Here is a 25,844-nt window from a genome sequence, read left to right as displayed (position 1 = left end):
TTGCCCGTGTGGAGAAGTGTGGCCGGCTTTCTGACCGGCGCAGCGGGCTACAGAGAGGCGAGGCATGAGTGACGATCAGGCGCTGACCGATCCGGGTACGCGGACCCGTCGCACCCTGCTCACCGGGGTCGGGGCGGTCGGCGCGGCCGTCGTCCTGGCTGCCTGCGGCAGTGACGACGGCAGCGGCAGCGATGCCCCCACCAGCGGCGGCCCGGCGGTGCCCAGCACCGGTGACGCCGGCGGCGGCGACCGGCAGGGCGCCCAGTCGCTGGCCACCACCTCCGACATCCCGGTCGGCGGCGGCAAGGTCCTCACCACCCAGGGCGTCGTCATCACCCAGCCCACCCCCGGCCAGTTCAAGGGCTTCAGCCCGATCTGCACCCACCAGAACTGCCCGGTGACGAACGTCGACGGCGGCACCATCAACTGCACCTGCCACGGCAGCAAGTTCTCGATCGAGGACGGCTCGGTGAAGGCCGGCCCGGCCACCAAGCCGCTGCCGCCCAAGAACATCAAGGTCACCGGAGACCAGATCTCCCTGGCCTGATCGGTGCGGGTCCGGCCCGCTGCATGATCAACTCCCATTCTGGGAAGTCGGGGTGTCCGCCGCCCGTCAACACCCCGACTTCCTGGAAACCGAGTGGATCTAGCGCTGGCCCGGGGGTGTCGGTGCTGCGGACTAGGCTTGCTGGCGTGGCTGACCCCTCGACCTACCGTCCCGCACCCGGCACCATCCCGGAGTCACCGGGGGTCTACCGCTTCCGTGACGGCACCGGCCGCGTGATCTACGTCGGCAAGGCGAAGAACCTGCGCAGCCGACTCAACTCCTACTTCGGCGACGTCTGGAACCTGCACGACCGCACGCGGCAGATGGTCACCACCGCCGAGTCGGTGGACTGGATCACCGTCGGCACCGAGGTCGAGGCGCTCCAGCAGGAGTTCACCTGGATCAAGCAGTACGACCCGCGGTTCAACGTCCGCTACCGCGACGACAAGTCGTACCCCTACCTGGCCGTCACCCTCGACGAGGACTACCCACGGCTACAGGTGATGCGCGGCGCCAAACGCAAGGGAGTGCGCTACTTCGGTCCGTATTCACATGCCTGGGCGATCCGGGAGACCCTCGACCTGTTGCTGCGGGTCTTCCCCGCCCGGACGTGCTCCGCCGGGGTGTTCAAACGGGCCGGCCAGGTCGGCCGTCCCTGCCTGCTCGGCTACATCGGCAAGTGCTCGGCGCCGTGCGTCGGCACCGTCTCCGCCGACGAACACCGCGCCATCGTCGACGGGTTCTGCGACTTCATGGCCGGGCGCACCGACACCATGGTCCGCAAGATCGAGCGCGAGATGACCGAGGCGAGCGAGCAGCTTGAGTTCGAGCGGGCCGCCAAACTGCGCGACGACGTGGCCGCGCTGCGCCGCGCCATGGAGAAGCAGACCGTGGTGTTGGGCGACGGCACCGACGCCGACGTGGTCGCGTTCGCCGACGACCCGCTCGAGGCGGCCGTCCAGGTCTTCCACGTCCGCGACGGCCGGGTCCGCGGCCAGCGCGGCTGGGTCGTCGAAAAGACCGAAGACCTGACCACCGGCGACCTCGTCCACCACTTCTGCACCCAGGTGTACGGGGGCGAGCACGGCGAAGCCGACGTGCCCCGGGAGTTGCTGGTGCCCGAGTTGCCCGCGGATGCCGACGCGCTGGCCGAATGGCTCTCCAACCACCGGGGCAGCCGGGTGTCGCTGCGGGTGCCGCAGCGCGGCGACAAACGCGCACTGATGGAGACGGTCGAGCGCAACGCCAAGGACGCGCTGGCGCGGCACAAGCTGAAGCGGTCCGGTGACCTGACCACCCGGGGCAAGGCCCTGGACGAGATCAGCGAGGCACTGGGCATGCGCACCTCGCCGCTGCGCATCGAGTGTTTCGACATCTCCCAGATCCAGGGCACCGACGTGGTCGCCAGCATGGTGGTCTTCGAGGACGGGTTGCCCCGCAAGAGCGAGTACCGGCGGTTCATCGTCCGAGGCGCCACCGACGACCTCTCCGCGATGTCCGAGGTGCTCCGCCGCCGCTTCGCCCGCTACCTGGACGCCAGGGCCGAGACGGGCGAGGTGGGGGTGGAGTCAGCCGACGACCCGGCCGCCCCGGAAGACGCGGCCGAGCCGCAGGTCGGTGTCCTGATCGATCCGACCACCGGCCGACCGCGGAAGTTCGCGTACCCGCCGCAGCTGGTGGTCGTCGACGGCGGTGCCCCACAGGTCGCCGCAGCCGCGCAGGCCCTCGCCGACCTGGGCATCGACGACGTGGCCCTGTGCGGGCTGGCCAAGCGGCTGGAGGAGGTCTGGCTCCCCGACGACGAGTTCCCGGTCATCCTGCCGCGCACCTCGGAGGGCCTCTACCTGCTGCAACGGGTCCGTGACGAAGCCCACCGGTTCGCCATCACCTTCCACCGGCAGCGCCGCTCCAAGCGTATGACCGAGTCGGCGCTGGACCACGTACCCGGCCTGGGGGAGGTGCGGCGCAAGGCGCTGCTGCGTCACTTCGGCTCACTCAAGCGGCTCTCCGCCGCAACAGTCGAGGAGATCACCGAAGTGCCCGGGGTCGGCCGGCGTACCGCGGAGGCGATCCTGGCCGCCCTCGACAAGGACACGAAGACCGACGAAAGCGCGGAGGCGACCCCCAGCACCTGACGTCGCGCCCTCGCGGTCTCGGGGTCAGTCGTGCGGCACGCATGATCGTGCTCGATCCAGGTTGTAGTGGCCTCGTCGCGACCGGATGGGGCCTGTTTCCTGGATCGAGCACGATCTTGGGGTGGCGCGTCGCGTTTTGGCGTCCCCGCGGGCGGTGTCCGGCATCCGCACCCTGGTCAAGATCCGCGCAGCTTCAGGGAACTTGCTGCCTCGCCGTGGTGTGAGGCAGCACTTTCCCGGAAAGTGCGCGGATCTTGGATTGCCCGCGCCCGGGGTTGGGGGCGTCGGTGTCCGGTTCGACGGATGTGGTCCTGGGGTGGCTGTCTGGTTTGGGGGTCGGTGTCCCGTGGTCGGCGCCACCCCGGCGGCGGAATCGTGGGCCGGGCGGGGTCGTTATACCTGGCATGCCACCGCGACTTTCGGGTCGTGGGGCGGCGCGCACCGGCCGGGAACATCCGCTGGGCCGCCACGGTTACATCCCCCTGAGACACCCGACGCCGGCCCCCCGGGGCCGCCGGGCAGATCCCCTTGGACTTCTTCGCGCAGCCCACCACCCCCCTGGTGTGTTGCGCACCCCCGATGCAGAGGAGCACGCCATCATGCGTACCGATCTGATTCGTAAGACCGCTCTGACCGCTGCTGGGCTCGCCTTCACCGGCGGCGCGATCGTCGGCCCCGTGAGCGCCGCGTTCGCCGCCCCCACCACCGCCAAGCCGGCCGGTCAGACGCAGACCGACCGCAAGAACGGTGAGCGGGAGTTGGGTGTGCGCTACGAGGCGCAGCCGAACTTCTACTACTGCGGTCCCGCCGCGACCCGTAACGCCCTGAGTGTGCAGGGCAAGAACATCAACGTCGACGACATGGCCAAGGAGATGGGCACCACCGAGGCCGGCACCAACTCCATCAACGACATCACCCCGGTGCTGAACAAGGAGACCGGTAAGGCCGACGCCTACCACTCCGTGGAGATCAGCACCCCCGCCGCTGACGCCAAGCAGACCGACAAGCTGCGCACCGACGTCATGACCACCGTCGACGACGGCCGGGCCGTGGTCGCGAACATCGCCGGCACCAGCACCGACACCGACGGCACCACCCACTCCTACGAAGGTGGGCACTACATCAGCGTCGTCGGCTACCGCGACAACGGCCAGACCGTGAAGATCGCCGACTCCGCCGACCCGAACACCGCCTCCTACTGGATCAGCGTCGAGCACCTCGCCGACTGGATCGCCACCCGCGGCTACTCCACCAGCTGACCCACAAACACAACACCGAAGGGCCGGACCCCCCACCACGGGGGCCCGGCCCTTCGGCATGCTCAGTCGGTGGTGAGGACGGTCAGGATCTGCTCGCCGTACTTGGCGAGTTTGTTCTCTCCGACCCCGCTGACGCGGGACAGGTCGGCCAGCGTGCCCGGCGCGTCACTGGCGATCTGTCGCAGCGTGGCGTCGTGGAAGATCACGTACGCCGGGACGCCCTGTTCTTTGGCGGTGGCCGCCCGCCAGGCGCGCAGCCGCTCGAAGAGCGACGTGGCGGCCGGGGTCAGCTCGGTCACGACGGTGGACGAGCCGCGCGGCTTCGATGAGCGGCTCGAGGCCGGCTTCTCCGGTTCGCGGCGCATCGTCACTGTGCGGCGGCGGCCGAGGACGTCGGTGCTCGCCTCGGTCAGCGCGAGCGTGCCGTAGTCGCCCTCCACGGCGAGCAGCCCTTCGGCGAGCAGTTGCCGGACCACACCCCGCCACTCTGCCTCACTGAGCTCGGAGCCGATGCCGAAGACGGTCAGCGAGTCGTGACCGTACTGGCTGATCTTGTCGGTCTGCTTGCCGAGCAGGATGTCGATGCAGTGCCCTGCGCCGAAGCGCTGGTTGCGTTCGCGGTCGAGACGAAAGACGGCGGAGAGCAACTTCTGGGCGGCGACCGTGCCGTCCCAGGACTCCGGCGGGGTGAGGCAGGTGTCGCAGTTGCCGCAGGCGGACGTCGTCGTGTCGCCGAAGTATTCGAGCAGTTGGACCCGGCGGCAGCGCACCGTCTCGCAAAGGGCGAGCATGGCGTCCAGGTGTGCGGCGAGGTTGCGGCGGTGGGCGAGGTCGCCGTCGGACGTCTCGATCATCTTGCGTTGCTGGACCACGTCCTGCAGCCCGTACGCCAGCCAGGCGGTCGACGGCAGGCCGTCCCGCCCGGCGCGGCCGGTCTCCTGGTAGTAGCCCTCGACGGACTTGGGTAGGTCGAGGTGGGCGACGAACCGGACGTCGGGCTTGTCGATGCCCATGCCGAAGGCGATGGTGGCCACCATGACCAGGCCGTCCTCGCGCAGGAAGCGCTGCTGGTTGGCGGCGCGCGTCGCCGAGTCCAGCCCGGCGTGGTAGGGCAGGGCCGCGACCCCGTTTGCGGTGAGGAACTCCGCCGTCTTGTCGACCGAGGCCCGGGACAGGCAGTAGACGATCCCGGCGTCGCCGGGGTGCTCGTCGCGCAGCAGGGCCAGCAGCTGCTTGCGGGGCTCCCGCTTGGGCACGATCCGGTACTGGATGTTGGGCCGGTCGAAGCTGGCCACGAAGTGCCGGGCGTCGTCGAGCTTGAGGCGGGTGGCGATCTCGGTGCGGGTGGCGCTGGTGGCGGTGGCGGTCAGCGCGATCCGGGGGACCTGCGGCCAGCGCTCGTGCAGCATCGACAGCGCCAGGTAGTCGGGGCGGAAGTCGTGCCCCCACTGGGACACGCAGTGCGCCTCGTCGATCGCGAACAGGGAGATGCGCCCCCGGTCCAGCAGGCCGAGTGTGGAGCGGACGCCGAGCGCCTCCGGAGCCAGGTAGAGCAGGTCCAGCTCGCCGGCGACGAAGGCCGCCTCGACCCGACGCCGGGCGTCGAGGGTCTGGGTCGAGTTGAGGAACCCGGCGCGTACGCCGACCGCGGTGAGCGCGTCCACCTGGTCCTGCATAAGCGCGATCAGGGGGGACACGACGACCGCGACCCCGTCGCGCACCAGGGCCGGGATCTGGTAGCACAGGGACTTGCCGCCACCGGTGGGCATCAACACCAGCGCGTCGCCGCCGGCGACCACATGGTCGATCACGTCCTGCTGGAAACCGCGGAAGGCGTCGTAGCCGAACACCCGGCGCAGCACCGGCAGCGCGTCCTCGGTACGCAGGTCGGTGGGAGAAGCCATCCGCGGAGTCTACGAGCCCACCCCGACAGCGCCCGTCCGGCGCACCCGAGTGGCGCGGCGACCCGTGGCGGGTGCCCGGCCTCGACCCGGCGGCGGGATAGAGTCGCTGATTGACCAATCGCGGCCGATGGCGGCCGCGGCGCCACGGCTTGGGGGTACGGGTGAGCGAGGCGCGCACAGCCGGTGACCGGATCGACGACCCGGCTGCCGTTGACGGGCAACTGGCGGCCGAGTCGGAGACCACACTCGTGGTGGTCACCGGTGTCTCCGGGGGTGGCCGCAGCACGGTTGCCCGGGCGTTGGAGAACGTCGGCTACTACGTGGTGGACAACCTGCCGCAGGCACTGATGCTGGACATGGCCGAGCTGGCGTTCAAGGCGGGCGGCGCGGCTCGGCGTACCGCGATGGTGCTGGACGTGCGGTCGCGGGCCTTCTCCACGGACCTGGCCGGGGCGATCCGGGAGCTCAAGGAGCGCGGGTTCTCGCCCCGGGTGGTCTTCGTCGACGCCGACGACGAGGTGTTGATCCGGCGGTTCGAGAGCGTTCGCCGTTCGCACCCGTTGCAGGGTGACGGGCGGCTGGCCGACGGCATCGCCGTGGAGCGCGGGTTGCTGGAGGAGGCGCGCGACCAGGCCGACGTGATCATCGACACCAGCCACCTGAACGTCAACCAGCTCCGTCGGCGCATCGAGGAGTTGTTCGGCGGCGAGGACGCCCGCCGGCTGCGGGTCACCGTGCTGTCGTTCGGCTTCAAGTACGGCCTGCCGCCGGACGCCGACTTCGTGTTGGACGCCCGCTTCCTGCCCAATCCGTACTGGGTGCCGGAACTGCGTGAGCACACCGGGCGGGAGGAGGCGGTCAGCGCGTACGTGCTGGGCCAGGAGGGCGCGGACGCCTTCGTCGCCTCGTACGCCGACCTGGTCAACGCCACCACGGCCGGCTTCGAGCGGGAGGGCAAGCGGTACCTCACGGTTGCCGTGGGCTGCACCGGCGGCAAGCACCGCAGCGTGGCCATCGCCGAGGAGTTGTCCGGCCGGCTGCGCCACTCCGGGTTGGCGGCGAACGCCCAGCACCGCGACCTGGGGCGGGAATGACGGCCCGGCGGGTGGTGGCGTTCGGAGGCGGGCACGGGCTGTCCGCCTCGTTGCGCGCGCTGCGCCACTGCGCCCCCGAACTCGACCTCGACATCACCGCGGTGGTCACGGTGGGTGACGACGGCGGCTCCAGTGGCCGGCTGCGCGCCGAGCGGGGTGGTCTGCCCCCGGGTGATCTGCGCCAGGCGCTGGTGGCGTTGGCCGGGGACCACCCGGCCACCCGGCGCAGCGCCGGGCTGTTCCAGCACCGCTTCGTCACCGCGCCGGCCGACGTACCCCAGGTCGTCGCCGGTGACCCGGCGGTGCCCGGCGACGCCGACCGGACGGCGACCCGCACCGACGGGCTGGCCGGGCACGCGGTGGGCAACCTGGTGCTCAGTGGCCTCACGGAGCTGCTCGGCGACCCGGTGGCCGCGTTGGAGCACGCCGGCATGATGCTCGGCGCGGTGGGCCGGGTGTTGCCGATGTCCCGCCAGCCGGTCGGCATCGAGGCGCAGGTACGCGGCGCCGACCCGGCCGCCCCCGACGAGGTGCGCACCGTGCGTGGCCAGCACCAGGTGGCCGTCACCACGGGGCGGGTCGAAGCGTTGCGGCTCACGCCCGCCGCCCCGCCGGCCTGTGCCGAGGCCATCGAGGCGATCGGGGCGGCGGACTGGTTGATCTTCGGGCCGGGCAGCTGGTACACCAGCGTGCTTCCGCATCTGCTGGTGCCGCAGCTGGCCGACGCGATCGTGTCCAGCTCGGCCCGGCGGCTGGTCACTCTGAACCTCGCCGCGGAGAAGGAGACCCTCGGGCTCTCCGTCGCCGACCATCTCGCGGCTCTGCACTGGTACCTGCCCGAGCTCAAGGTGGATCTTGTGCTCGCTGATGCCAAGGCGGTGGGTGACCCCGAACCGGTCGAACGTGCGGCAGAATCGCTGGGTGCCCGCCTGGTCCTCGCCCCCGTCGCCGTCACCGACGGCACTCCCCGCCATGATCCGGTTGCCCTGGGCGCCGCGCTGGTGCCTGTCCTGGGTGCCGATCGTTAGACACGTACGTAATCTCCGGCGACACGCCGGAACCGGTCCGTGAGGGGACGCACAATGGCGATGACGGCCGCGGTCAAGGACGAGCTGAGTCGGGTCGACGTGCCCAAGCCCTGCTGTCGGCGGGCGGAGATGGCCGCACTGCTGCGCTTCGCCGGCGGGCTGCACATCGTCTCCGGCCGCGTGGTGGTGGAGGCTGAGCTGGACACCGGGGCGGTGGCCCGGCGGCTACGGCGGGAGATCGCCGAGGTCTACGGGTATCCGAGTGAGATCCACGTGCTGGCCTCCGGTGGGCTGCGCAAGGGCAGCCACTTCATCGTGCGAGTGGTCAAGGACGGCGAGGCCCTCGCGCGGCAGACCGGCCTGCTCGACGTGCGGGGCCGCCCGGTGCGTGGGCTGCCCCCGCACGTGGTGGCGGCGAACGTGTGCTGCGCGGTCTCCGCGTGGCGTGGCGCGTTCATGGCACACGGCTCGCTCACCGAGCCGGGCCGCTCCAGCGCTCTGGAGATCACCTGCCCCGGGCCGGAGTCGGCCCTCGCGCTGGTCGGCGCGGCCCGCCGCATCGGCATCACCGCCAAGAACCGCGAGGTGCGCGGGGTGGACCGGGTGGTGGTCAAGGACGGCGACGCGATCGCCGCGCTGCTCACCCGGATCGGCGCGCACTCCAGCGTGCTGGCCTGGGAGGAGCGTCGGGTACGCCGCGAGGTGCGGGCCACCGCCAACCGCCTCGCCAACTTCGACGACGCCAACCTGCGCCGCTCGGCGCGTGCTGCGGTCGCCGCCGCCGCCCGGGTCACCCGTGCGCTGGAGATCCTCGCCGACGAGGCGCCCAACCACCTGACCGACGCCGGGCGGCTGCGCCTGGAGCACCGGCAGGCGTCGCTGGAGGAGTTGGGCGCGCTGGCCGAACCCCCGCTGACCAAGGACGCCATCGCCGGGCGGATCCGCCGGCTCCTGGCGCTGGCCGACAAGCGGGCCCGGGACCTCGGCATCCCGGATACGGAAGCAGCCGTCACGCCCGACATGCTCGTGGTCTGATAGGACGGTGGGGGCGCACGGTGCGCCCGGGAGCACGACCCGGCGCAGCGTGGCCCCGCACGCTCGGATAGGGTCGTTGCGTACGGCAAGGGGGCCGACACCGGCACTCCTCGTCGTGCCCACCGCCTCGGGCGGTCAGGTCCTCAGACCGCGCGGCGGGGTGGCCGAGATGAACCGTCGACGGCCGGCTCCAACGGTCGGCGCACACCATTCCCGCCGGCCCGTTGTCTGAAGCCGGCGGACCAGAACGCGAGGAGATGGGACCTGTGACCATCCGGGTTGGCATCAACGGCTTTGGCCGAATCGGCCGTAACTTCTTCCGGGCAGTGCTGGCGTCTGACGCCGACATCGAGGTCGTGGCGGTGAACGACCTGACCGACAACGCCACGCTCGCCCACCTGCTCAAGTACGACAGCATCCTCGGTCGCCTGCCCTACGAGGTCAAGGCCACCGCCGACGAGATCACCGTCGGTGGCAAGACCATCAAGGCGTACGCCGAGAAGGACCCGTCGAAGCTGCCGTGGGGCGAGGTCGGCGCCGACGTCGTCATCGAGTCGACCGGTTTCTTCACCGACGCCACCAAGGCCAAGGCGCACGTCGACGGCGGGGCCAAGAAGGTCATCATCTCCGCCCCGGCGAAGAACGAGGACGTCACCGTCGTCATGGGTGTCAACCACGACACCTACGACCCGGCGAAGCACACCATCATCTCCAACGCTTCGTGCACCACCAACTGCCTCGCCCCGATGGCGAAGGTCCTGCACGACACGTTCGGCATCCAGCACGGTCTGATGACGACGATCCACGCGTACACCCAGGACCAGAACCTCCAGGACGCGCCGCACTCGGATCTGCGTCGGGCCCGGGCTGCCGCGCTGAACATCGTGCCGACCTCCACCGGTGCCGCCAAGGCGATCGGTCTGGTCCTGCCGGACCTCAAGGGCAAGCTCGACGGGTACGCCCTGCGGGTGCCGATCCCGACCGGCTCGGTCACCGACCTCACCGTCAACGTGGCTCGCGAGACCACCGTGGACGAGGTCAACGCCGCGCTGAAGGCCGCCGCGGACGGCCCGCTCAAGGGCATCCTGGTCTACAACGAGGACCCGATCGTCTCCTCCGACATCGTCACCGACCCGGCGTCGTGCATCTTCGACGCGCCGCTGACCAAGGTCGTCGGCAACCAGGTCAAGGTCGTCGGCTGGTACGACAACGAGTGGGGCTACTCCAACCGTCTGGTCGACCTGGTCAAGCTGGTCGGTTCCTCGCTGTGAGCGCGAGGAGTGAGCTTGCGAGCCCCGCAGTCGCGAACGGAAGGCTAGCTCTGTGAGTGCCATCCGGACCCTCGACGACCTGCTCGCCGAGGGGGTGTCGGGTCGGCGCGTGCTGGTGCGCGCCGACCTGAACGTCCCGCTCGACAAGCAGACCGGTGACATCAGCGACGACGGCCGCATCCGCGCGGTGCTGCCGACGCTCGGCGCGCTGGTCGAGGCCGGCGCGAAGGTGGTCGTCTGCTCGCACCTGGGCCGCCCGAAGGGCGCTCCGGACCCGCAGTTCAGCCTCCGTCCGGTCGCCGGGCGGCTCGGTGAGCTGCTCGGCGCGCCGGTGCACTTCGCCACGGACACCGTCGGCGATTCCGCCCGCTCCACCGTCGCGGACCTGGCCGACGGCCAGGTCGCCCTGTTGGAGAACCTGCGCTTCAACGCGGGTGAGACCAGCAAGGACGAGGCCGAGCGGGGTGCCTTCGCCGACCAGCTCGCCGCGTTCGGCGACGCGTACGTGGACGACGCGTTCGGTGCCGTGCACCGCAAGCACGCCAGCGTCTTCGACGTGCCGGCCCGGCTGCCGCACGTCGCGGGCCGGCTGGTGCTGCGTGAGGTCGAGGTGCTCTCCAAGCTCACCGCCGACCCCGAGCGGCCGTACGTGGTGGTGCTCGGTGGGTCGAAGGTGTCCGACAAGCTCGCCGTGATCGAGGCACTGCTGCCCACGGTCGATCGGCTGCTCATCGGCGGCGGGATGTGCTTCACCTTCCTCAAGGCCCAGGGTCTGGAGGTGGGCACCTCGCTGCTCGAGAAGGACATGGTCGATACCTGCCGCAACCTGCTGGAGCGGTCCGGCGGCAAGATCATGCTCCCGGTCGACGTGGTGGTCGCGGACGCGTTCGCCCCGGACGCCACGCACGACACGGTCCGCGTCGACGGCATCCCGAGCCACCGGCTCGGTCTGGACGTCGGCCCGGAAACGGTGGCCGGCTTCAGCGCCGTGCTGTCCCAGGCGAAGACGATCTTCTGGAACGGCCCGATGGGCGTGTTCGAGATGCCGGCATTCGCGGCGGGCACCCGGGGGATCGCCGAGGCGATCACCAAGGCCGACGCGTTCAGCGTCGTCGGTGGCGGCGACTCGGCGGCGGCGGTCCGTGCCCTGGGGCTGGACGAGTCGTCCTTCGGGCACATCTCCACGGGCGGCGGCGCCTCCCTGGAATACCTCGAGGGCAAGACCCTCCCCGGCATCGCGGCCCTGGAGAACTGAATGTCGAGCACCACCCGTCGGCCGTTGATGGCCGGCAACTGGAAGATGAACCTCAACCACCTCGAGGCCAACCTGCTGGTGCAGAAGCTGGCGGCGAGCCTCACCGAGAAGCAGCTCACCGCGGTCGAGACGGTCGTGCTGCCGCCCTTCACCGACCTGCGTACCGTGCAGACCGCGGTGGACGGGGACAAGCTGCTCATCGGCTACGGCGGGCAGGACCTCTCCCCGCACGCGTCCGGCGCGTACACCGGGGAGATCTCCGGCCCACTGCTGGCCAAGCTCGGCTGCACGTACGTGGTGGTCGGGCACTCCGAGCGGCGGGCCTACCACCACGAGGACGACGCGCTGGTCAACGCCAAGGTGAAGGCGGCGCTGACGCACGGCCTCACCCCGATCCTCTGCGTGGGGGAGGGGCTGGACGTGCGCGAGCAGGGCACGCACGTGGCGCACTGCTCCGACCAGCTCGACGGCGGCCTGGCCGGGCTCACCCCCGAGCAGGTGCGGCAGGTCGTGATCGCGTACGAGCCGGTCTGGGCGATCGGCACGGGCAAGACCGCGACGCCGGAGGACGCCCAGGAGGTCTGCGGGGCGGTCCGTCAGCGACTGGCGGAACGCTTCGACCAGGAGACCGCCGACCAGGTCCGGGTCCTCTACGGCGGCTCGGTCAAGGCGTCCAACGTCGCCTCGATCATGGCCCAGCCGGACGTGGACGGCGGCCTGGTGGGCGGCGCCAGCCTGGACGCGGAGGAATTCGCGCAGATCTGCCGGTTCCCCGAGCACATCGCCCGCTGATCGCTCGCTATCCTTGACACCGCCCGTCCACCGGCCGGTGCCGCTGTGCCCGACCTGTCCGGGCGAGGATCGCTACGAGAGGACTGACCCCAGCCATGCCGATCTGGTTCGCATACACGTTGATCGTGTTGCTGGTCATCACGAGCATTCTGCTCACCATGCTCATCCTGCTGCACCGCGGCAAGGGTGGCGGTATGTCGAGCATGTTCGGCGGTGGCGTCAGTTCCAGCCTCGCCGGCTCCTCGGTCGCGGAGAAGAACCTGGACCGATACACCGTTCTGGTGAGCGTCGTCTGGTTCGCCGCCATCATCGGGCTCGGGCTCTGGCTACGCCTCCAGATGAACAGCGGCACCTGAGCAGGCTCGTAAAGTCGTACAATCTGCGCGCGGTTCGTCACTCGACGGGCCGCGCGCAGGCTTTTCTCCGCTGCACCGCGTCGCCCGCCGTCCCACCTCTGAAAGCCGGCGGGTCCCCTCCGACGACAGGAGCGAGCAGCCGTGCCGAGTGGCAACGTTATCCGCGGCGCCCGAGTCGGGTCCGCGCCCATGCGCCCCGACGAGCGGCACCAACCCGCCCCCCGACAGGACGTCACCTACTGGTGCCGCAACGATCACCGGATCGACATCCGGATCGCCGCGGACGCTGAGGCGCCCCCGCTGTGGGACTGCCCCCGCTGCGGCCTGCCCGGGGGCCGGGACGCGCAGAACCCGCCAGGGCGGGTCCGCGCCGAGCCTTACAAGAGCCACCTGGCGTACGTGAAGGAGCGGCGCACCGCCGAGGAGGGGGAGGCGTTGCTGGCCGAGGCGCTCGCCGCGCTACGTCGCCGCCGAGGCGAGTAGAGGAGCCCCGCGGACGGGGCCCCTCCTCACGGTCAGCGGAGGCTGCGTAGCCGGGCGGGCACGTCGGCCGCCGCCGCTCGGTCCAGCAGCCAGCGGGTGCGGTCCACGCCGTGCACCCCGGCGGCCGGCAACTGCACCGGCCCGGCGCCGGCCAACGCCATGCCCACCGCGCGAGCCTTGTCAGCGCCGCCGGCCACCAGCCAGACCTCCTCGGCGGTGTTGATCGCCGGGAGGGTGAGCGTCGTCCGCATCGGCGGCGGCTTGGGGCTGCCCCGCACCGCGCTGACCGGCCGGGTCTCGTAGTGCACCGGGTGCTCGGGGAAGACCGAGGCCACGTGCCCGTCCTCGCCGACGCCCAACATGAGCACGTCGAAGTGCGGCAGCGTGGCGTGCCCGGGGCGGGCGGCGCGCGCCAGCTCCTCCGCGTACGCCGCTGCCGCCGCCTCGGGGTCGTTGCCGGCCGGGCCGTCGGAGGCCGGCATCGGGTGCACCCGGGCCGGGTTCAGCGGCACCACGTCCAGCAGGGCGGCACGGGCCTGGGTTTCGTTGCGGTCCGGATCACCGGCGGGCAGGAACCGCTCATCGCCCCACCACACGTCGACCCGGGACCAGTCCACCGCGTCGCGGGCCGGCAGCGTCGCCACCGCCCGGTACACGGCCGCGGCGATCCGACCACCGGTGAGCACCACCGAGGCCTCACCCCGGTCGGCCTGGGCGTCGAGGAGCTTCACCAGCAACCGGGCAGCCACGGCCTGCGCCAGCAGGTCGGCGTCGGCGTGGACGGCGACACTCGCCTCACTCATGGGATGCGCCTTCGTTTCCCGACCGCGGGGCGGTCGCTCTCGCGTCGTGCCCGGGCGTGTACGCCCGAGGTGGCGGGGCGAATGCCCCGGAGGTTGTGGGGCAGGGCCGGTGTCACCCCGGCCCTGCCCCGACATCGTGCCCGGCTGGGCTCAGCCCTCGCCGCTCGTGCCGGCGTGCGCGGCCACCCCGGCCTCGGCGCGCTGCGCGGTGGCCGGATCCTTCCAGACGTGCACCCGCTGCGGGGGACGCTGCTCCAGCCCACGCAACCCGACCGTCGCGCCCAGCGCCTCCGCGTATACCTGGTCGGCGTCCAGACGGCGCAGTTCCTCGGCCAGTTCGTCACCGAGCGGTCGGCGGACCAGGGGCAGGGCCCGGTCGTCCTGGCCCGTCCGCCGGAACACCGCCATGCTGTCCTCGCGGGTCAGCGTCAGCTGGTCACCGTTGGCGCAGCTCAGCTGCACCTCCCGCATCCGGGGGAACTCGTCGGAGTCCACCCGGCGCGGAGTGATGCCAAGCCGGCTGGCCAGCCAACCGACCATCAGCGACGCCGTCGGGTCGGTGGGCGGCGCGACCACGGTCGCCTCGACAACCCGCTCGCTGGTGGTGTCGAACGCCCCGGCGACGAGGGTCCGCCACGGGGTGATCCGGGTCCACGCCAGGTCCGTGTCGCCCGGGGCGTAGTCCCGGGCTCGCTGCCGCAGCGCCTCCACCGGGTCGGAGGCCTGCGCCGAGTCGGTGATCCTGCGGTCGGCGACAACCCCGAGGAAGTCGGTGGCGATCTCCGCCGGAGGTTCGCCGTGCCACCAGGTGACCACCGGTACGTCCGGAACCAGGAGCGGCATCACGACCGACTCGGCGTGCAGGGCCAGCCGACCGTACATCCGGGTGACCACCGCCTCGCACGGGCCGAGCCGGCCACCGACCACGATCTCCGCGTCCAGTCGGTTGCGGTCCCGCTCGATCTCGGAGCGGACCACCACCACCAGCCGGCACGGGTGGGCGGCGGCGGCAATCGTCGCCGCCGCCTCCGCCTCCCGGACCCGCTTCTCATCCACGACCACGATGAGGGTGAGCGCCATGCCGCTGGCCACCCCGCCGGCGCTGCGCCGCTCGGCGGCGAGCGCCTTGACCACCTCGTTGCCGGTGGTGTCCCACAGCCCGATCACTGGAGCCTCCTGGTCTGCGTCATGCCGCGCCCACTCATGCGCGCCGCCATGCGCGGCCCTCGCGTGCCAGCATCTCGTCGGAGGCCCGTGGCCCCCACTCGCCGGCGCGGTACGGCTCCGGCGTGGTGCCCACCCAGGCGTGCTCCAACGGGTCGATCACCTGCCAGCTCTGCTCGACCTCGGCCGCGTCCGGGAACAGGGTGCGGTCGCCGATCAGCACGTCGAGCACCAGTCGCTCGTACGCCTCCGGGCTGGACTCGGTGAACGCCTCGCCGTACTGGAAGTCCATCGCGATGTCGCGGACCTCCATCGTGGTGCCCGGCACCTTCGAGCCGAACTTGAGCACCACGCCCTCGTCCGGCTGCACCCGGATGACCAGTTGGTTGTTGCCCAGCGACTCCATGTCGGCGTCGTTGAACGGCAGGTGCGGCGCCTTCTTGAACATGATGGCGACCTCGGTGACCCGGCGGGGCAGTCGCTTGCCGGCCCGGATGTAGAACGGCACCTCGGCCCACCGGCGGTTCTGGATGCCCAGCCGCACCGCCACGTACGTCTCCGTGGTGGAGTCGGTGGGGACGTCCCGCTCCTCCAGGTAACCGACCGCGCGTTCGCCGCCCACCCAGCCGGGCAGGTACTGGCCGCGTACGGTGTCCCGGCTGACGTCCTTGGGCAGGGTGATGGCCTTGAGCACCTTCAGCTTCTCGGCCCGGATCTCGTCGGCGTCGAAGCTGGTCGGCTCCTCCATCGCCACCAGGGCGAGGAGTTGCAGGAGGTGGTTCTGCAGCACGTCACGGGCGGTGCCGACGGTGTCGTAGAAGCCGGCGCGGGTGCCGATGCCGACATCCTCGGCCATGGTGATCTGCACCGAGTCGACGTACTTGGAGTTCCACAGGGGCTCGAACAGGTTGTTGGCGAACCGCAGGGCGAGGATGTTCTGAACAGTCTCCTTGCCCAGGTAGTGGTCGATCCGGAAGACGTCCTGCCGGGTGAACACGTCGTCGACGAGGTCGTTGAGCGCCTTCGCCGAGGGCAGGTCGTTGCCGAACGGCTTCTCCACCACGACCCGGCGCCAACCGCCGGACTTGTCGTTGTCGGCCATCCCGGTGCGGGCCAACTGCTTGAGCACGACGGGGAACGCGGCCGGGGGGATGGAGAAGTAGAACGCCGCGTTGCCGGTGATGCCATGGCTCTGCCGCAGGTCGTCGAGCGTCGCCGCGAGATGGTCGAAGGCGGCGGCGTCGTCGAACGACCCACCGACGAACTTGATGTTGCCGGCCAGCCGTGCCCACACCTCGTCCCGCCAGGGCGTACGGGCGTGCTTGCGCGCAGCTTCGCAGGCCAACGTCTCGAAGTCGCCGTCACCCCAGTCGCGGCGGGCGAAGCCGAGCACCACGAAGCCGGGCGGCAGCAGCCCCCGGTTGGCCAGGTCGTAGACCGCGGGGAGCAGCTTCTTCCGGGCCAGATCGCCGGTCACCCCGAAGATCACCAGAGCGCACGGCTCCGGGATCCGGGGCAACCGGCGGTCCTGCGGGTCGCGCAGCGGGTTCACCGAGCCATCGTCGGTTCGCGACTGCGGGGCTCGCAACCCCGGCTCACTCCTCGCGCTCACCGAGCCACCGTCGGTTCGCGACTGCGGGGCTCGCAACCCCGGCTCACTCCTCGCGCTCACGGTGCCCCCTCGCTTCCGCTTCAGTCACGTCGTCCATCCTCACGCGCGCAGCTCACCGACCGCGTCGAGCAGTTGGGCGACACCGGCGGCCCGGTCGGTCAGGTGCAGCCGCAGCACGGGCCGCTCCCGGCCGGCGAGGGCCTGCCGGTCGCCGGCGGCCTGCGCCGCCTGGAGCTCACCGAAGGTGAACGGCTTGCCCGGCACCTCCAGGTCCTCGGCGACCGCACCGGTCACCTGGAGGTAGCTGCCCACCTGGGGGCCACCCTTGTGGTACTGGCCCGTCGAGTGCAGGAACCGCGGCCCCCAGCCGAAGGTGACCGGCCGGCCACCAGCCTGGGCCAGCAGCGGCCGCAGCCGGGCCGCGTCGGCGTCGGCGAACCGGTCGAGGTACGCCATCACCGCGAGGTAACCGTCGTCGCCCAGCCCGTCGAGCAGCCAGCGGAGCGCTCCGGCCAGGTCACCGGGAGCGCCCTGCGGGGCGTACACCTCGATCGCGCCCTCGGTGAACGACGGCGTCTCCGCCGGCAGACCCGAGGCCAGGATCTTGTTGGTGTTCTCCTTGGACTCGGTGACGTTCGGCTGGTTGAACGGGTCGATGCCGAGCACCACGCCGGCCACCGCGGTGGCGTACTCCCAGGCCAGGAACTGCGCGCCCAGCGGGCCGTTGACGGCCACGTCCGGGGTGGCGCCGCCACCCGGCACGTCACCGGGAGCCAGCGCACCGCCGTAGCTGACGGTCAGCACGTCCGACCCGGTGGCGCCGGGGCTCTGCGGGGACTCCACGACCACCGGGAGGATGCCCACCCCGGCCTTGCCGGTCGACTCGGCGATCAGCTGCTCAGCCCAGTCGCCGAGCCCGTCGATGCCGGTGCCGTCGGAGACCAGGGCGACCTTGTCCCGGGCCAGCGTGGCCGCCGCACCCAGGGCGGCGCCCAGCGCCAGCGCCGGATTGTCCCGGTCCGCGCCGAGCGACGCGGCCAGCGCGTCGGCCTGGTCGAGCAGTTCGGCGACGTTGACGCCGGCCAGCGCCGAGGGCGCCAGGCCGAACGCGGTCAGCGCCGAGTACCGGCCGCCGACGTTCGGGTCGGCGAGCACGGTGAACGCGCCCATCTCGGTCGCGGTGGTCTCCAGCGGCGAGCCCGGGTCGGTGACGATGACGAAGTGCCGCCCGGCCTCCGCCTCGGTCATCCCGGCGTCCAGGAAAGCCTGCCAGTAGGCGCGTCGGTGGCTGTCGGTCTCCACCGTCGAGCCGGACTTGCTGGCCACGACCACCACGGTGCGCTCCAGCCGGTCACCGAGCGCCGCCCGGACCTGGCCCGGGTCGGTGGTGTCCAGCACGGTCAGCGGGCGACCCAACGTCCGGGTGATCACCTCGGGGGCCAGTGACGAGCCGCCCATGCCGGCGAGCACCACGTGGTCCAGGTCGGCCAGCTCCGCGGTCAGCTCGGCCAGCTGCACCAACAGCTCCCGGCTGCGCTGGTGGGTGTCCACCCAGCCCAGCCGGACCTTCGCCTCAGCCTCGGCGTCCGGACCCCACAGACTCGCGTCCTTGCCCGCCAACTTGCCCGGGACGCCGGCCTTGACCAGCGCGTCCCGGGTCGAGGCGGGCGCGGACTTGTCGACCGCGTCCGCGCCGTACACAGCGAGCCCCGCGGCTGCCTCCACCGGCCCGGCGAGAAGGTCACTCATGCGTTACCACCGGCCTTCTCGGCGGCCTTGGCGTTGCCCTTGGCGGCCTTGTTCGGCGAACCCTTGCCCGCACCCGCCGCCTCCAGCGACTTGCGGACGCCCTCGAGCAGCTCCTGCCAGCTGGTCTCGAACTTCTCCACGCCCTCGCGCTCCAGGGTGGCGATCGCGTCGTCCATGTCCACCCCGACCGACTCCAGGTCGGCGAAGACCTTGCGCGCCGCGTCGTACGAGCCGGTGATGGTGTCGCCGCGGGTCTCGCCGTGATCGGCGTACGCGTGGATGACCGACTCCGGCATGGTGTTGACCGTGCCGGGGGCGATCAGCTCCTCGACGTAGATGACGTCGCGGTAGTCCGGGTTCTTCGTCGAGGTGGACGCCCACAGCGGCCGCTGCGGGTGTGCGCCCGCGTCGGCGAGCGCCTTCCAGCGGTCCGAGGAGAACACCTCGCTGTAGCGCTCGTACGCGAGCTGGGCGTTGGCGATCGCGGCCTTGCCCTTCAGCGCCTTGGCCTGCTCGGAGCCGACCTTCTCCAGCCTCTTGTCGACCTCGGAGTCGACCCGGGAGACGAAGAACGACGCGACCGAGCCGATGGTGGACAGGTCGTGGCCGTTGGCCTTGGCCTGCTCCAGACCGGCGAGGAACGCCTCCATCACGGCCGAGTAGCGGTCGAGACCGAAGATCAGCGTGACGTTGACGCTGATCCCCTCGGCCAGGGTGGCGGTGATCGCCGGGAGACCGGCCTCGGTGGCCGGGATCTTGATGTAGAGGTTGGGCCGGTCGACGAGCCACCACAGCGCCTTGGCCTCAGCCACGGTCTTGTCGCTGTCGTGCGCCAGTCGGGGGTCCACCTCGATGGAGACCCGGCCGTCGACACCGGCGCTGCCGTCGTACGACGGGCGCATCACGTCGCAGGCCCACCGCACGTCGTACGTGGTGAGCATGCGCACCGACTCCTCGACCTCCACCCCACGGGTGGCGAGATCGCGCAGCTGCCAGTTGTACTCGTCGGCGTCGCTCAGCGCCTTGGCGAAGATCGTCGGGTTGGTGGTGACTCCGGCCACGTGCTTCTCGCGGCGGAGCTGGTCCAGCCCGCCGGAGCTCAGCCGTACTCGGGAAAGATCGTCGAGCCAGACCGCCACGCCCGCGGCGGTGAGCTCATTCAGCTTGTCCGTCATGCCGTCCACGCTCCCTCAGTTGCCGGTCGTGAAACCGGTGATGTCGCCCACCCGGGCCAGCGAGGCATGAGCCGCCGCGACGATCCGGTCGGGGGTGAACCCGAACTGCTCGAAGAGCACGGTGTGCGGGGCGCTCGCCCCGTAGTGCTCCAGGCTCACGCTCTCGCCGAGGTCGCCGACGACGCCGCGCCAGGACATGGCGATTCCCGCTTCCACGCTCACCCGTGCCTTTACCCCGCGGGGGAGCACCGATTCCCGGTACGCCTCATCCTGCTCGTAGAACCACTCCTGGCAGGGCATCGAAACCACCCGGGTCGGGGTGCCGTCGGCCTCCAACCGCTCCCGGGCGGTCAGGCAGAGCTGCACCTCGGAACCGGTGCCGACGATGATCACCTGAGGCTTCCCGTTGGACGCCTCGGCCAGCACGTAGCCGCCCTTGGCCACACCGTCCGCGCCGCCCAGGACCTCCCGGTCGAAAGTCGGCAGCGGCTGGCGGCTCAGCGCCATCGCGGTCGGCCGGTCGGTGTGCTCCAGCGCCAGACGCCAGGCCCAGGCGGTCTCGTTGGCGTCGGCCGGGCGAACCACGTCCAGGCCCGGAATGGCGCGCAGCGCGGTCAGGTGCTCCACCGGCTGGTGGGTCGGGCCGTCCTCGCCGAGGCCGATCGAGTCGTGCGTCCACACGTAGGTCACCGGCAGCTTCATCAACGCGGCCAGCCGGACCGACGGGCGCATGTAGTCGCTGAACACCAGGAACGTGCCGCCGTACGGGCGGGTGCCGCCGTGCAGCGCGATGCCGTTGAGGATCGCGCCCATGGCGTGCTCACGGATGCCGAAGTGCAGCGTGCGGCCGTACTCGTGACCAGGGAAGTCCTTGGTGGCGTGCGCGGCCGGGATGAACGACGGCTCGCCCTTCATGGTGGTGTTGTTGCTCTCGGCCAGGTCGGCCGAACCACCCCACAGCTCCGGCAGCACCGGCGCGAGGGCTTCCAGCACCTTGCCGGAGGCGGCCCGGGTGGCCACGCCCTTGGCGTCGGCGGGGAAGACCGGCAGCGCGTCGATCCAGCCGTCGGGAAGTACGTGGCCAGCCATCCGCTCGTAGAGCGCGGTGCGCTCCGGGTTGGCCTTCTTCCAGGCGTCGAACGCGGTGGTCCACTCCTGCTGCTCGGAGGAGCCGCGACCCATCACACCCCGGGCGTGGGCGAGCACCTCCTCGTCGACCTGGAAGGTCTGCTCCGGGTCGAAGCCGAGAATCTGCTTCGTGGCCTTCACCTCGTCGGCGCCGAGCGCCGAGCCGTGGATCTTGCCGGTGTTCTGCTTGTTGGGGGCGGGCCAGCCGATGATGGTGCGCAGCGCGATGAAGGAGGGACGGCCGGTCTCCGCCTTGGCGGCCAGCAGCGCCCCGTGCAGAGCCTCGGCATCCTCGTGGTAGTCACCCTGGTCGGCGTCGCCGCTGCGCCAGTCGACGGTCTGCACGTGCCAGCCGTACGCCTCGTAGCGGGCGGCCACGTCCTCGCTCTTGGCGATCCGGGTGTCGTCCTCGATCGAGATCTCGTTGTCGTCGTAGATCACGGTGAGGTTGCCCAGCTGCTGGTGCCCGGCGAGGGCGCTGGCCTCGTGGCTGATGCCCTCCTCGATGTCGCCGTCGGAGACGATGCACCAGATGTCGTGGTCGAAGACCGACGCGCCCGGCTCGGCCTCGGGGTCGAACAAGCCGCGCTCGCGGCGGGCCGCCATGGCCATGCCGACCGCGTTGCCCAGGCCCTGCCCGAGCGGGCCGGTGGTGGTCTCCACGCCCGGGGTGTGCCCGTGCTCAGGGTGACCCGGCGTGAGCGAGCCCCACTGCCGCAACGACTTCAGGTCGGACAGGCTCATCGGGTAACCGGACAGGAACAGCTGGATGTAGAGGGTCAGGCTGGAGTGGCCGGCGGAGAGGACGAACCGGTCCCGCCCGGGCCAGTTCGGGTCGGCCGGGTTGTGCCGCATGACCCGATTGAAGAGGAGGTACGCCGCGGGCGCGAGGCTCATCGCGGTGCCCGGGTGGCCGTTGCCGGATTTCTCTACGGCATCCATGGCCAGCACGCGGACGGTGTCGACGGCCCGCCGATCGAGGTCGGACCAGTTCAGTGCGGAGTGCTCGGGTCGTTTGGCAGCCACGATGGTTTGTGCTCCTCGGCAGATGGGCGGAACCCTCACTGATGACCCTATCGAGCGTCCCTAAACGCGCGCCCAGGGATCTCTGCATGGTGTGCGCTACGTGACCGTCCGAATGCCCGGTTCAACCCGGTGGTGTGACGGCCCGCACCGTTGTCGGGTCGGCCGGGCAGCCAAAACGACGACGCGTAGTGTGTGGGTCGGTGTGCGGACCCGAGCGGGCCCGCCCGATCCGATCTCCCCGTGCCGATGCCGGAAGGTGGCAATCCGTGAGCATGATCACCGAGCGCCCCGCGAGCAACCCGGCTGGGCAGCACCCGGCACGGGCGGCCGAGGGCCCGGTGGCCCGGCGGGACGTACGCGCGGTTCTCTCGGCGTACGTGTCGCTCACCAAGCCACGGATCGTCGAACTGCTGCTGGTCACCACCATTCCGGCGATGATGCTCGCCGATGGCGGGCTCCCGTCGCTGTGGCTGATGGCCATCGTGCTGATCGGCGGCTCGCTCGCCGCTGGCGCGGCCAGCGTGCTCAACTGCTACATCGACCGGGACATCGACCAGTTGATGCGGCGTACCAAGCGTCGGCCGCTGCCGGCGCACACCGTGTCGCCGCGTAGCGCGCTGATCTTCGGTCTGGTGCTGGCGGCGGTGTCGGTCGCCCTGATGGCGGCGTTCACCAACCTGCTGGCCGCCGGGCTGACTCTCGCGGCGATCGCCTACTACGACCTCGTCTACACCCTGTGGCTCAAGCGGTCCACCCCGGCGAACACCTTCTGGGGTGGCGCCTGCGGGGCAGCCCCGGTGCTGATCGGGTGGGCGGCGGTGACCGGCTCACTGGCGCCGGCCGCCTGGGGGCTCTTCGCGGTGGTCTTCTTCTGGCAGATGCCGCACTTCTACCCCCTCGCGATGAAGTACAAGGACGACTACGCCCGGGCCGGCATTCCGATGCTGCCGGTGGTCGCCTCCACCCGCCGGGTCAACGCGGAGATCCTGATCTTCGCGTGGCTGACGGTGCTCACCTCCCTGGCTGTCTGGCCGCTGGGGCTCAGCGCGATCTACGGCGTGCCGACCCTGGTGGTGGGCGCCATCTTCATCGTCGAGGCGCACCGACTCTGCCGGCGCGCGACGCGCGGCGAGGCGGTCAAGCCGATGCGGTTGTTCCACTGGTCGACGACGTACCTGACGATCGTGTTCGTGGCCGTCGCGCTCGACGCGCTGATCTGACCCGTTCGCGCGCTGCGGCTTCCTGCCGGTCTGCCTGCCTCGCCGATGATCTCCTGACTAATCATGGCCATGGATGAGTTGTCCGGGTTTAAGGTCACATCAGAGTAACTTTCGGCATGAGTCGGATGGGCTCAACCTGCGGTGGGTGGACGGTGGTTTGCCTACGTGCTTTGATCTCAAAAGTCCGGATATAAACGGACAGCAAACCTGTGGTCATCCTTAAACCTGTAGGTAATTGGCATCACAAAAGGTTCATGGTTCTCGCCCGAGGGGGTGGCAGTCTGCTTAGGCTTCGCGTCATGGCAGATGGTTCCGATACGACGCTGACGGCCGAGCAGACCGCCGGCGAGCAGACGCCCCACGGCCTGGTCGCGGGCCTCAAGGCGTTCGCCGCCGGACACGGCGGTGCGAAGGCGGTCATCGAGTACGTCGGCAAGCGCGGCGCGCGAATCGTCCTGGTGGGTTCTGACGGCGAGTGGGGCGACCAGTTCGCCGACGACACCGTCACCGCACGGGAGGCGTGCGCCACGGCGGGAGTCACCGTCGAGAACGCCTGGGAGCGTGAACTGATGGACCAGATGCGCCCGAGCAACGACCTCTGGCGGTCGATGGCCCGGCGCACGATGGCCCGCTAGATAGACAGCTGAATTGACCACCCACAACCAGTCGACCCGGGGGAAACCCCGGGTCGCTCTCGTCACCTGTGCCGAACTGGTCGATCTCGACCCGGACGACCGGCTGGTTCTCGCCCCGCTCGCCGCCCGTGGCGTCGCCGTCGACACCGCGGTCTGGGACGACCCCGACGTCGACTGGTCCGCCTACGACCTGGTCGTGCTCCGCTCACCGTGGGACTACGCGCTGCGCCGCAACGAGTTCGTCGCTTGGGCGACCACCGTTCCGGCGCTGGTCAACCCGGCCGACGTGGTTCGCTGGAACACCGACAAGCGCTACCTCGCCGAGCTGAGCGCCGCCGGGGTGCCGACCGTGCCGACGTCGTGGGTCGAGCCAGGGGAGACCTGGCAGCCGCCCGCCGAGAGCGGCGAGTACGTGCTCAAGCCCGCCGTGAGCGCCGGCAGTCAGGACACCGGCCGGTACGACCTGGCGGACCCGGAGCACCGGGATCTTGCCGCCGCACACGTCCGCCGGCTCTCCGACGCCGGCCGGGTGACCATGGTCCAGCCGTACCTGCGCGCCGTCGACACCGAGGGTGAGACCGCACTGCTCTTCCTGGCCAGCCCGGAAGGGCTCGCGTTCAGCCACGCGATCCGCAAGGGTCCGATGCTGACCGGGCCGGACCTCGGCCCGGACGGGCTCTACAAGGCCGAGGAGATCACCGCCCGCACTGCCCGACCCGAACAACTGGCGGTGGCCGAGAAGACGCTCGCAGCCGTCCCCGGCGGCACGCGGCAGCTGCTCTACGCCCGGGTCGACCTGATCCCCGGCCCGGACGGCGAGCCGGTCCTGGTCGAGCTGGAGCTGACCGAGCCGTCACTGTTCATCGCGTACGCCGACGGAGCACCCGACCGCCTCGCCACCGCGATCGCCACCCACCTGACACTGCGTACCTGAGCCGTCCACGCCCTGGCCGCGCGCGCCTGCCCCTCGTCTCGGCTTCGGCGGGGTTGCGCGGATTCTGGGCCGGCGTCGGTTGCCGTCTCGAACCCCGTCGCCCGGGCGGTGTGTCGCGAGGAGGAGTCGTGGTCGGCCGGCAAGGTCGTGCTCGATCCAGGATCGAGTGGCATCGGGGCGGCGTGAGGCCACTACTTCCGGGATCGCGCACGATCTTCAGCGCGCGGGGCGCGCGGCCTGCGGCGCCGCGTGATGTCAGGCGGTGACCGGGACCGGGGTGGCGTCGTCGGTGGGGACGGTCTCGGGTGACGGGGCGACCGGGCGGCGCTCGCGGGTCGACCACTGCACCGACAGGGTGGCCAGCAGCACCAGGCAGGAGCCGAGCATGTGTGCGCCGACCAGGAGCGCCGGCACATGGGTGAAGTACTGCACGAAGCCGATCACACCCTGTCCCAGCTCCACGGCGACCAGGACGATCGCGGCACGGGTGGCCCGCTGTGCGCCGACGGCCCGGAACGCGAAGATCAGCGCCACCGAGAGACCGATCAGCAGGAAGACGCCGTCCGCGTGCACCTGGGAGATCGACTCCGGGTCCAGCCCGTTGCGGGCCGCGCCGTGGTCGCCGGCGTGCGGGCCGCTGCCGGTGACCCAGGTGCCGAAGACCAGCACCGCGACGCTGACGCCGGTGGTGACCCGGGCCAGCGTGCGCAGCGGCGTGGGCACCACCGCCACGGTCGGGCCGTCCGGGTCGCCGATGCGCCGCCAGAGGGCGTACGCGGCGGCGATCACCGCCATCGAGGCGAGGAAGTGCAGCCCGACCACCCACGGGTTGAGGTTGGTGAGCACGGTGATGCCACCGATCACCGCCTGCGCGGGAATGCCCAGGAAGACCGCGACGGCCAGCGTCAGGAGGCCGGGGCGGCGCGGCCGGTGTGCCAGCACGGCCAGCAGGGTGGCCAGCGCGATCAGGCCCACCGCGAAGGTCAGCATCCGATTGCCGAACTCGATCACCCCGTACACGCCCATCTCGGGCGTGGTGACGTACGACTCGTCGGTGCACCGGGGCCAGGTGGGGCAACCGAGGCCCGAGGCGGTCAACCGGACGGCCCCGCCGGTGACGACGATGCCCACGTTCGCGATGATCGAGGCGAGCGCGAGGCGGCGTAGCAGGGTGCCGGAGACCGGACGGACGATTCGGTTCACGGCGCAAATCCTACGCACCGTAGTGATCGAGGTTCG

22 protein-coding genes are annotated in these 25,844 nt (G+C 70.9%); 14 read left to right on the top strand and 8 right to left on the bottom strand.

Translation table 11 applies throughout. The annotated features are described in order from the left end of the window. Window positions 1-64 precede the first annotated feature (64 nt). From PCA76_RS23125 to PCA76_RS23115, 3 genes are all read left to right on the top strand, one after another. Window positions 65-547, top strand: coding sequence for a Rieske (2Fe-2S) protein (locus PCA76_RS23125; RefSeq protein WP_272612570.1), 483 nt, complete (start codon window positions 65-67; stop codon window positions 545-547). A 146-nt stretch (window positions 548-693) separates the two neighbouring features. Then, on the top strand, window positions 694-2,682 hold the full coding sequence (gene uvrC, locus PCA76_RS23120) for an excinuclease ABC subunit UvrC (RefSeq protein ID WP_272612569.1): 1,989 nt from the start codon (window positions 694-696) through the stop codon (window positions 2,680-2,682). Window positions 2,683-3,281: 599 nt separating this feature from the next. Then, window positions 3,282-3,941 carry a C39 family peptidase gene (locus PCA76_RS23115; protein WP_272612520.1) on the top strand — a complete coding sequence of 220 codons (660 nt, stop codon included), beginning with the start codon at window positions 3,282-3,284 and terminating at the stop codon, window positions 3,939-3,941. A gap of 62 nt (window positions 3,942-4,003) precedes the next feature. Here PCA76_RS23115 and recQ read toward each other — a convergent pair whose 3' ends face one another. Then, entirely contained in the window at window positions 4,004-5,845 is a 1,842-nt protein-coding gene (recQ, locus tag PCA76_RS23110; RefSeq protein WP_272612568.1) for a DNA helicase RecQ, read from the bottom strand. A 161-nt stretch (window positions 5,846-6,006) separates the two neighbouring features. Between recQ and rapZ the strand changes: the two genes are divergently transcribed. The 8 genes from rapZ (at window position 6,007) to PCA76_RS23070 (ending at window position 13,159) form a co-directional block, all read left to right on the top strand. Continuing rightward, on the top strand, window positions 6,007-6,939 hold the full coding sequence (gene rapZ / locus PCA76_RS23105) for an RNase adapter RapZ (protein WP_442930152.1): 933 nt from the start codon (window positions 6,007-6,009) through the stop codon (window positions 6,937-6,939). Then, window positions 6,936-7,967, top strand: a complete 1,032-nt coding sequence (locus PCA76_RS23100) for a gluconeogenesis factor YvcK family protein (protein ID WP_272612567.1) — start codon at window positions 6,936-6,938, stop codon at window positions 7,965-7,967. Before rapZ ends, PCA76_RS23100 begins: the two co-directional genes overlap by 4 nt. Before the next feature lie 54 nt (window positions 7,968-8,021). Further along, window positions 8,022-9,002: a DNA-binding protein WhiA gene (gene whiA, locus PCA76_RS23095; protein ID WP_074312802.1), complete on the top strand. Its 981-nt coding sequence runs from the start codon at window positions 8,022-8,024 to the stop codon at window positions 9,000-9,002. A gap of 266 nt (window positions 9,003-9,268) precedes the next feature. Beyond that, on the top strand, window positions 9,269-10,273 hold the full coding sequence (gap, locus tag PCA76_RS23090) for a type I glyceraldehyde-3-phosphate dehydrogenase (RefSeq protein ID WP_030491582.1): 1,005 nt from the start codon (window positions 9,269-9,271) through the stop codon (window positions 10,271-10,273). A gap of 61 nt (window positions 10,274-10,334) precedes the next feature. Next, the gene (locus tag PCA76_RS23085) at window positions 10,335-11,528 is read left to right on the top strand and encodes a phosphoglycerate kinase (RefSeq protein WP_272619541.1); all 1,194 of its coding nucleotides are present in this window, start codon (window positions 10,335-10,337) and stop codon (window positions 11,526-11,528) included. Continuing rightward, window positions 11,529-12,320, top strand: coding sequence for a triose-phosphate isomerase (gene tpiA, locus PCA76_RS23080; RefSeq protein ID WP_272612566.1), 792 nt, complete (start codon window positions 11,529-11,531; stop codon window positions 12,318-12,320). It abuts the gene before it with no gap. 95 nt (window positions 12,321-12,415) lie between these two features. Then, on the top strand, window positions 12,416-12,676 hold the full coding sequence (secG, locus tag PCA76_RS23075) for a preprotein translocase subunit SecG (RefSeq protein ID WP_272612565.1): 261 nt from the start codon (window positions 12,416-12,418) through the stop codon (window positions 12,674-12,676). A gap of 141 nt (window positions 12,677-12,817) precedes the next feature. After that, on the top strand, window positions 12,818-13,159 hold the full coding sequence (locus PCA76_RS23070; protein ID WP_272612564.1) for an RNA polymerase-binding protein RbpA: 342 nt from the start codon (window positions 12,818-12,820) through the stop codon (window positions 13,157-13,159). A gap of 32 nt (window positions 13,160-13,191) precedes the next feature. Here PCA76_RS23070 and pgl read toward each other — a convergent pair whose 3' ends face one another. The 6 genes from pgl to tkt all read right to left on the bottom strand — a co-directional run bounded on the left by pgl (window position 13,192) and on the right by tkt (window position 21,816). After that, entirely contained in the window at window positions 13,192-13,962 is a 771-nt protein-coding gene (gene pgl, locus PCA76_RS23065) for a 6-phosphogluconolactonase (RefSeq protein WP_272612563.1), read from the bottom strand. Window positions 13,963-14,112: 150 nt separating this feature from the next. Further along, window positions 14,113-15,129: a glucose-6-phosphate dehydrogenase assembly protein OpcA gene (locus PCA76_RS23060; RefSeq protein ID WP_272612562.1), complete on the bottom strand. Its 1,017-nt coding sequence runs from the start codon at window positions 15,127-15,129 to the stop codon at window positions 14,113-14,115. A gap of 34 nt (window positions 15,130-15,163) precedes the next feature. Next, window positions 15,164-16,678 (bottom strand): glucose-6-phosphate dehydrogenase, encoded by a 1,515-nt coding sequence (gene zwf, locus PCA76_RS23055; protein WP_272619539.1) that lies wholly within the window; start codon window positions 16,676-16,678, stop codon window positions 15,164-15,166. 159 nt (window positions 16,679-16,837) lie between these two features. After that, window positions 16,838-18,487, bottom strand: coding sequence for a glucose-6-phosphate isomerase (locus tag PCA76_RS23050; RefSeq protein ID WP_272612561.1), 1,650 nt, complete (start codon window positions 18,485-18,487; stop codon window positions 16,838-16,840). Further along, window positions 18,484-19,662, bottom strand: a complete 1,179-nt coding sequence (tal, locus tag PCA76_RS23045; RefSeq protein WP_272612560.1) for a transaldolase — start codon at window positions 19,660-19,662, stop codon at window positions 18,484-18,486. Before tal ends, PCA76_RS23050 begins: the two co-directional genes overlap by 4 nt. A gap of 15 nt (window positions 19,663-19,677) precedes the next feature. After that, window positions 19,678-21,816, bottom strand: a complete 2,139-nt coding sequence (gene tkt, locus PCA76_RS23040; RefSeq protein ID WP_272612559.1) for a transketolase — start codon at window positions 21,814-21,816, stop codon at window positions 19,678-19,680. 266 nt (window positions 21,817-22,082) lie between these two features. Between tkt and PCA76_RS23035 the strand changes: the two genes are divergently transcribed. The 3 genes from PCA76_RS23035 (at window position 22,083) to PCA76_RS23025 (ending at window position 24,605) form a co-directional block, all read left to right on the top strand. Continuing rightward, the gene (locus PCA76_RS23035) at window positions 22,083-23,036 is read left to right on the top strand and encodes a heme o synthase (RefSeq protein ID WP_272612558.1); all 954 of its coding nucleotides are present in this window, start codon (window positions 22,083-22,085) and stop codon (window positions 23,034-23,036) included. A 299-nt stretch (window positions 23,037-23,335) separates the two neighbouring features. Continuing rightward, window positions 23,336-23,671, top strand: a complete 336-nt coding sequence (locus tag PCA76_RS23030) for a hypothetical protein (protein WP_272612557.1) — start codon at window positions 23,336-23,338, stop codon at window positions 23,669-23,671. 13 nt (window positions 23,672-23,684) lie between these two features. Further along, on the top strand, window positions 23,685-24,605 hold the full coding sequence (locus PCA76_RS23025; RefSeq protein WP_272612556.1) for an ATP-grasp domain-containing protein: 921 nt from the start codon (window positions 23,685-23,687) through the stop codon (window positions 24,603-24,605). A gap of 255 nt (window positions 24,606-24,860) precedes the next feature. Here the strand turns inward: PCA76_RS23025 and PCA76_RS23020 are convergent, their stop codons facing one another. Beyond that, the gene (locus PCA76_RS23020; RefSeq protein ID WP_272612555.1) at window positions 24,861-25,826 is read right to left on the bottom strand and encodes a COX15/CtaA family protein; all 966 of its coding nucleotides are present in this window, start codon (window positions 25,824-25,826) and stop codon (window positions 24,861-24,863) included. Window positions 25,827-25,844: the final 18 nt, after the last annotated feature.

Source organism: Micromonospora sp. LH3U1 (genome assembly GCF_028475105.1).
Classification (GTDB): domain Bacteria; phylum Actinomycetota; class Actinomycetes; order Mycobacteriales; family Micromonosporaceae; genus Micromonospora.
Note: the sequence above shows the minus strand (reverse complement) of the source record. Positions and strands in the feature narration are given on the sequence as shown.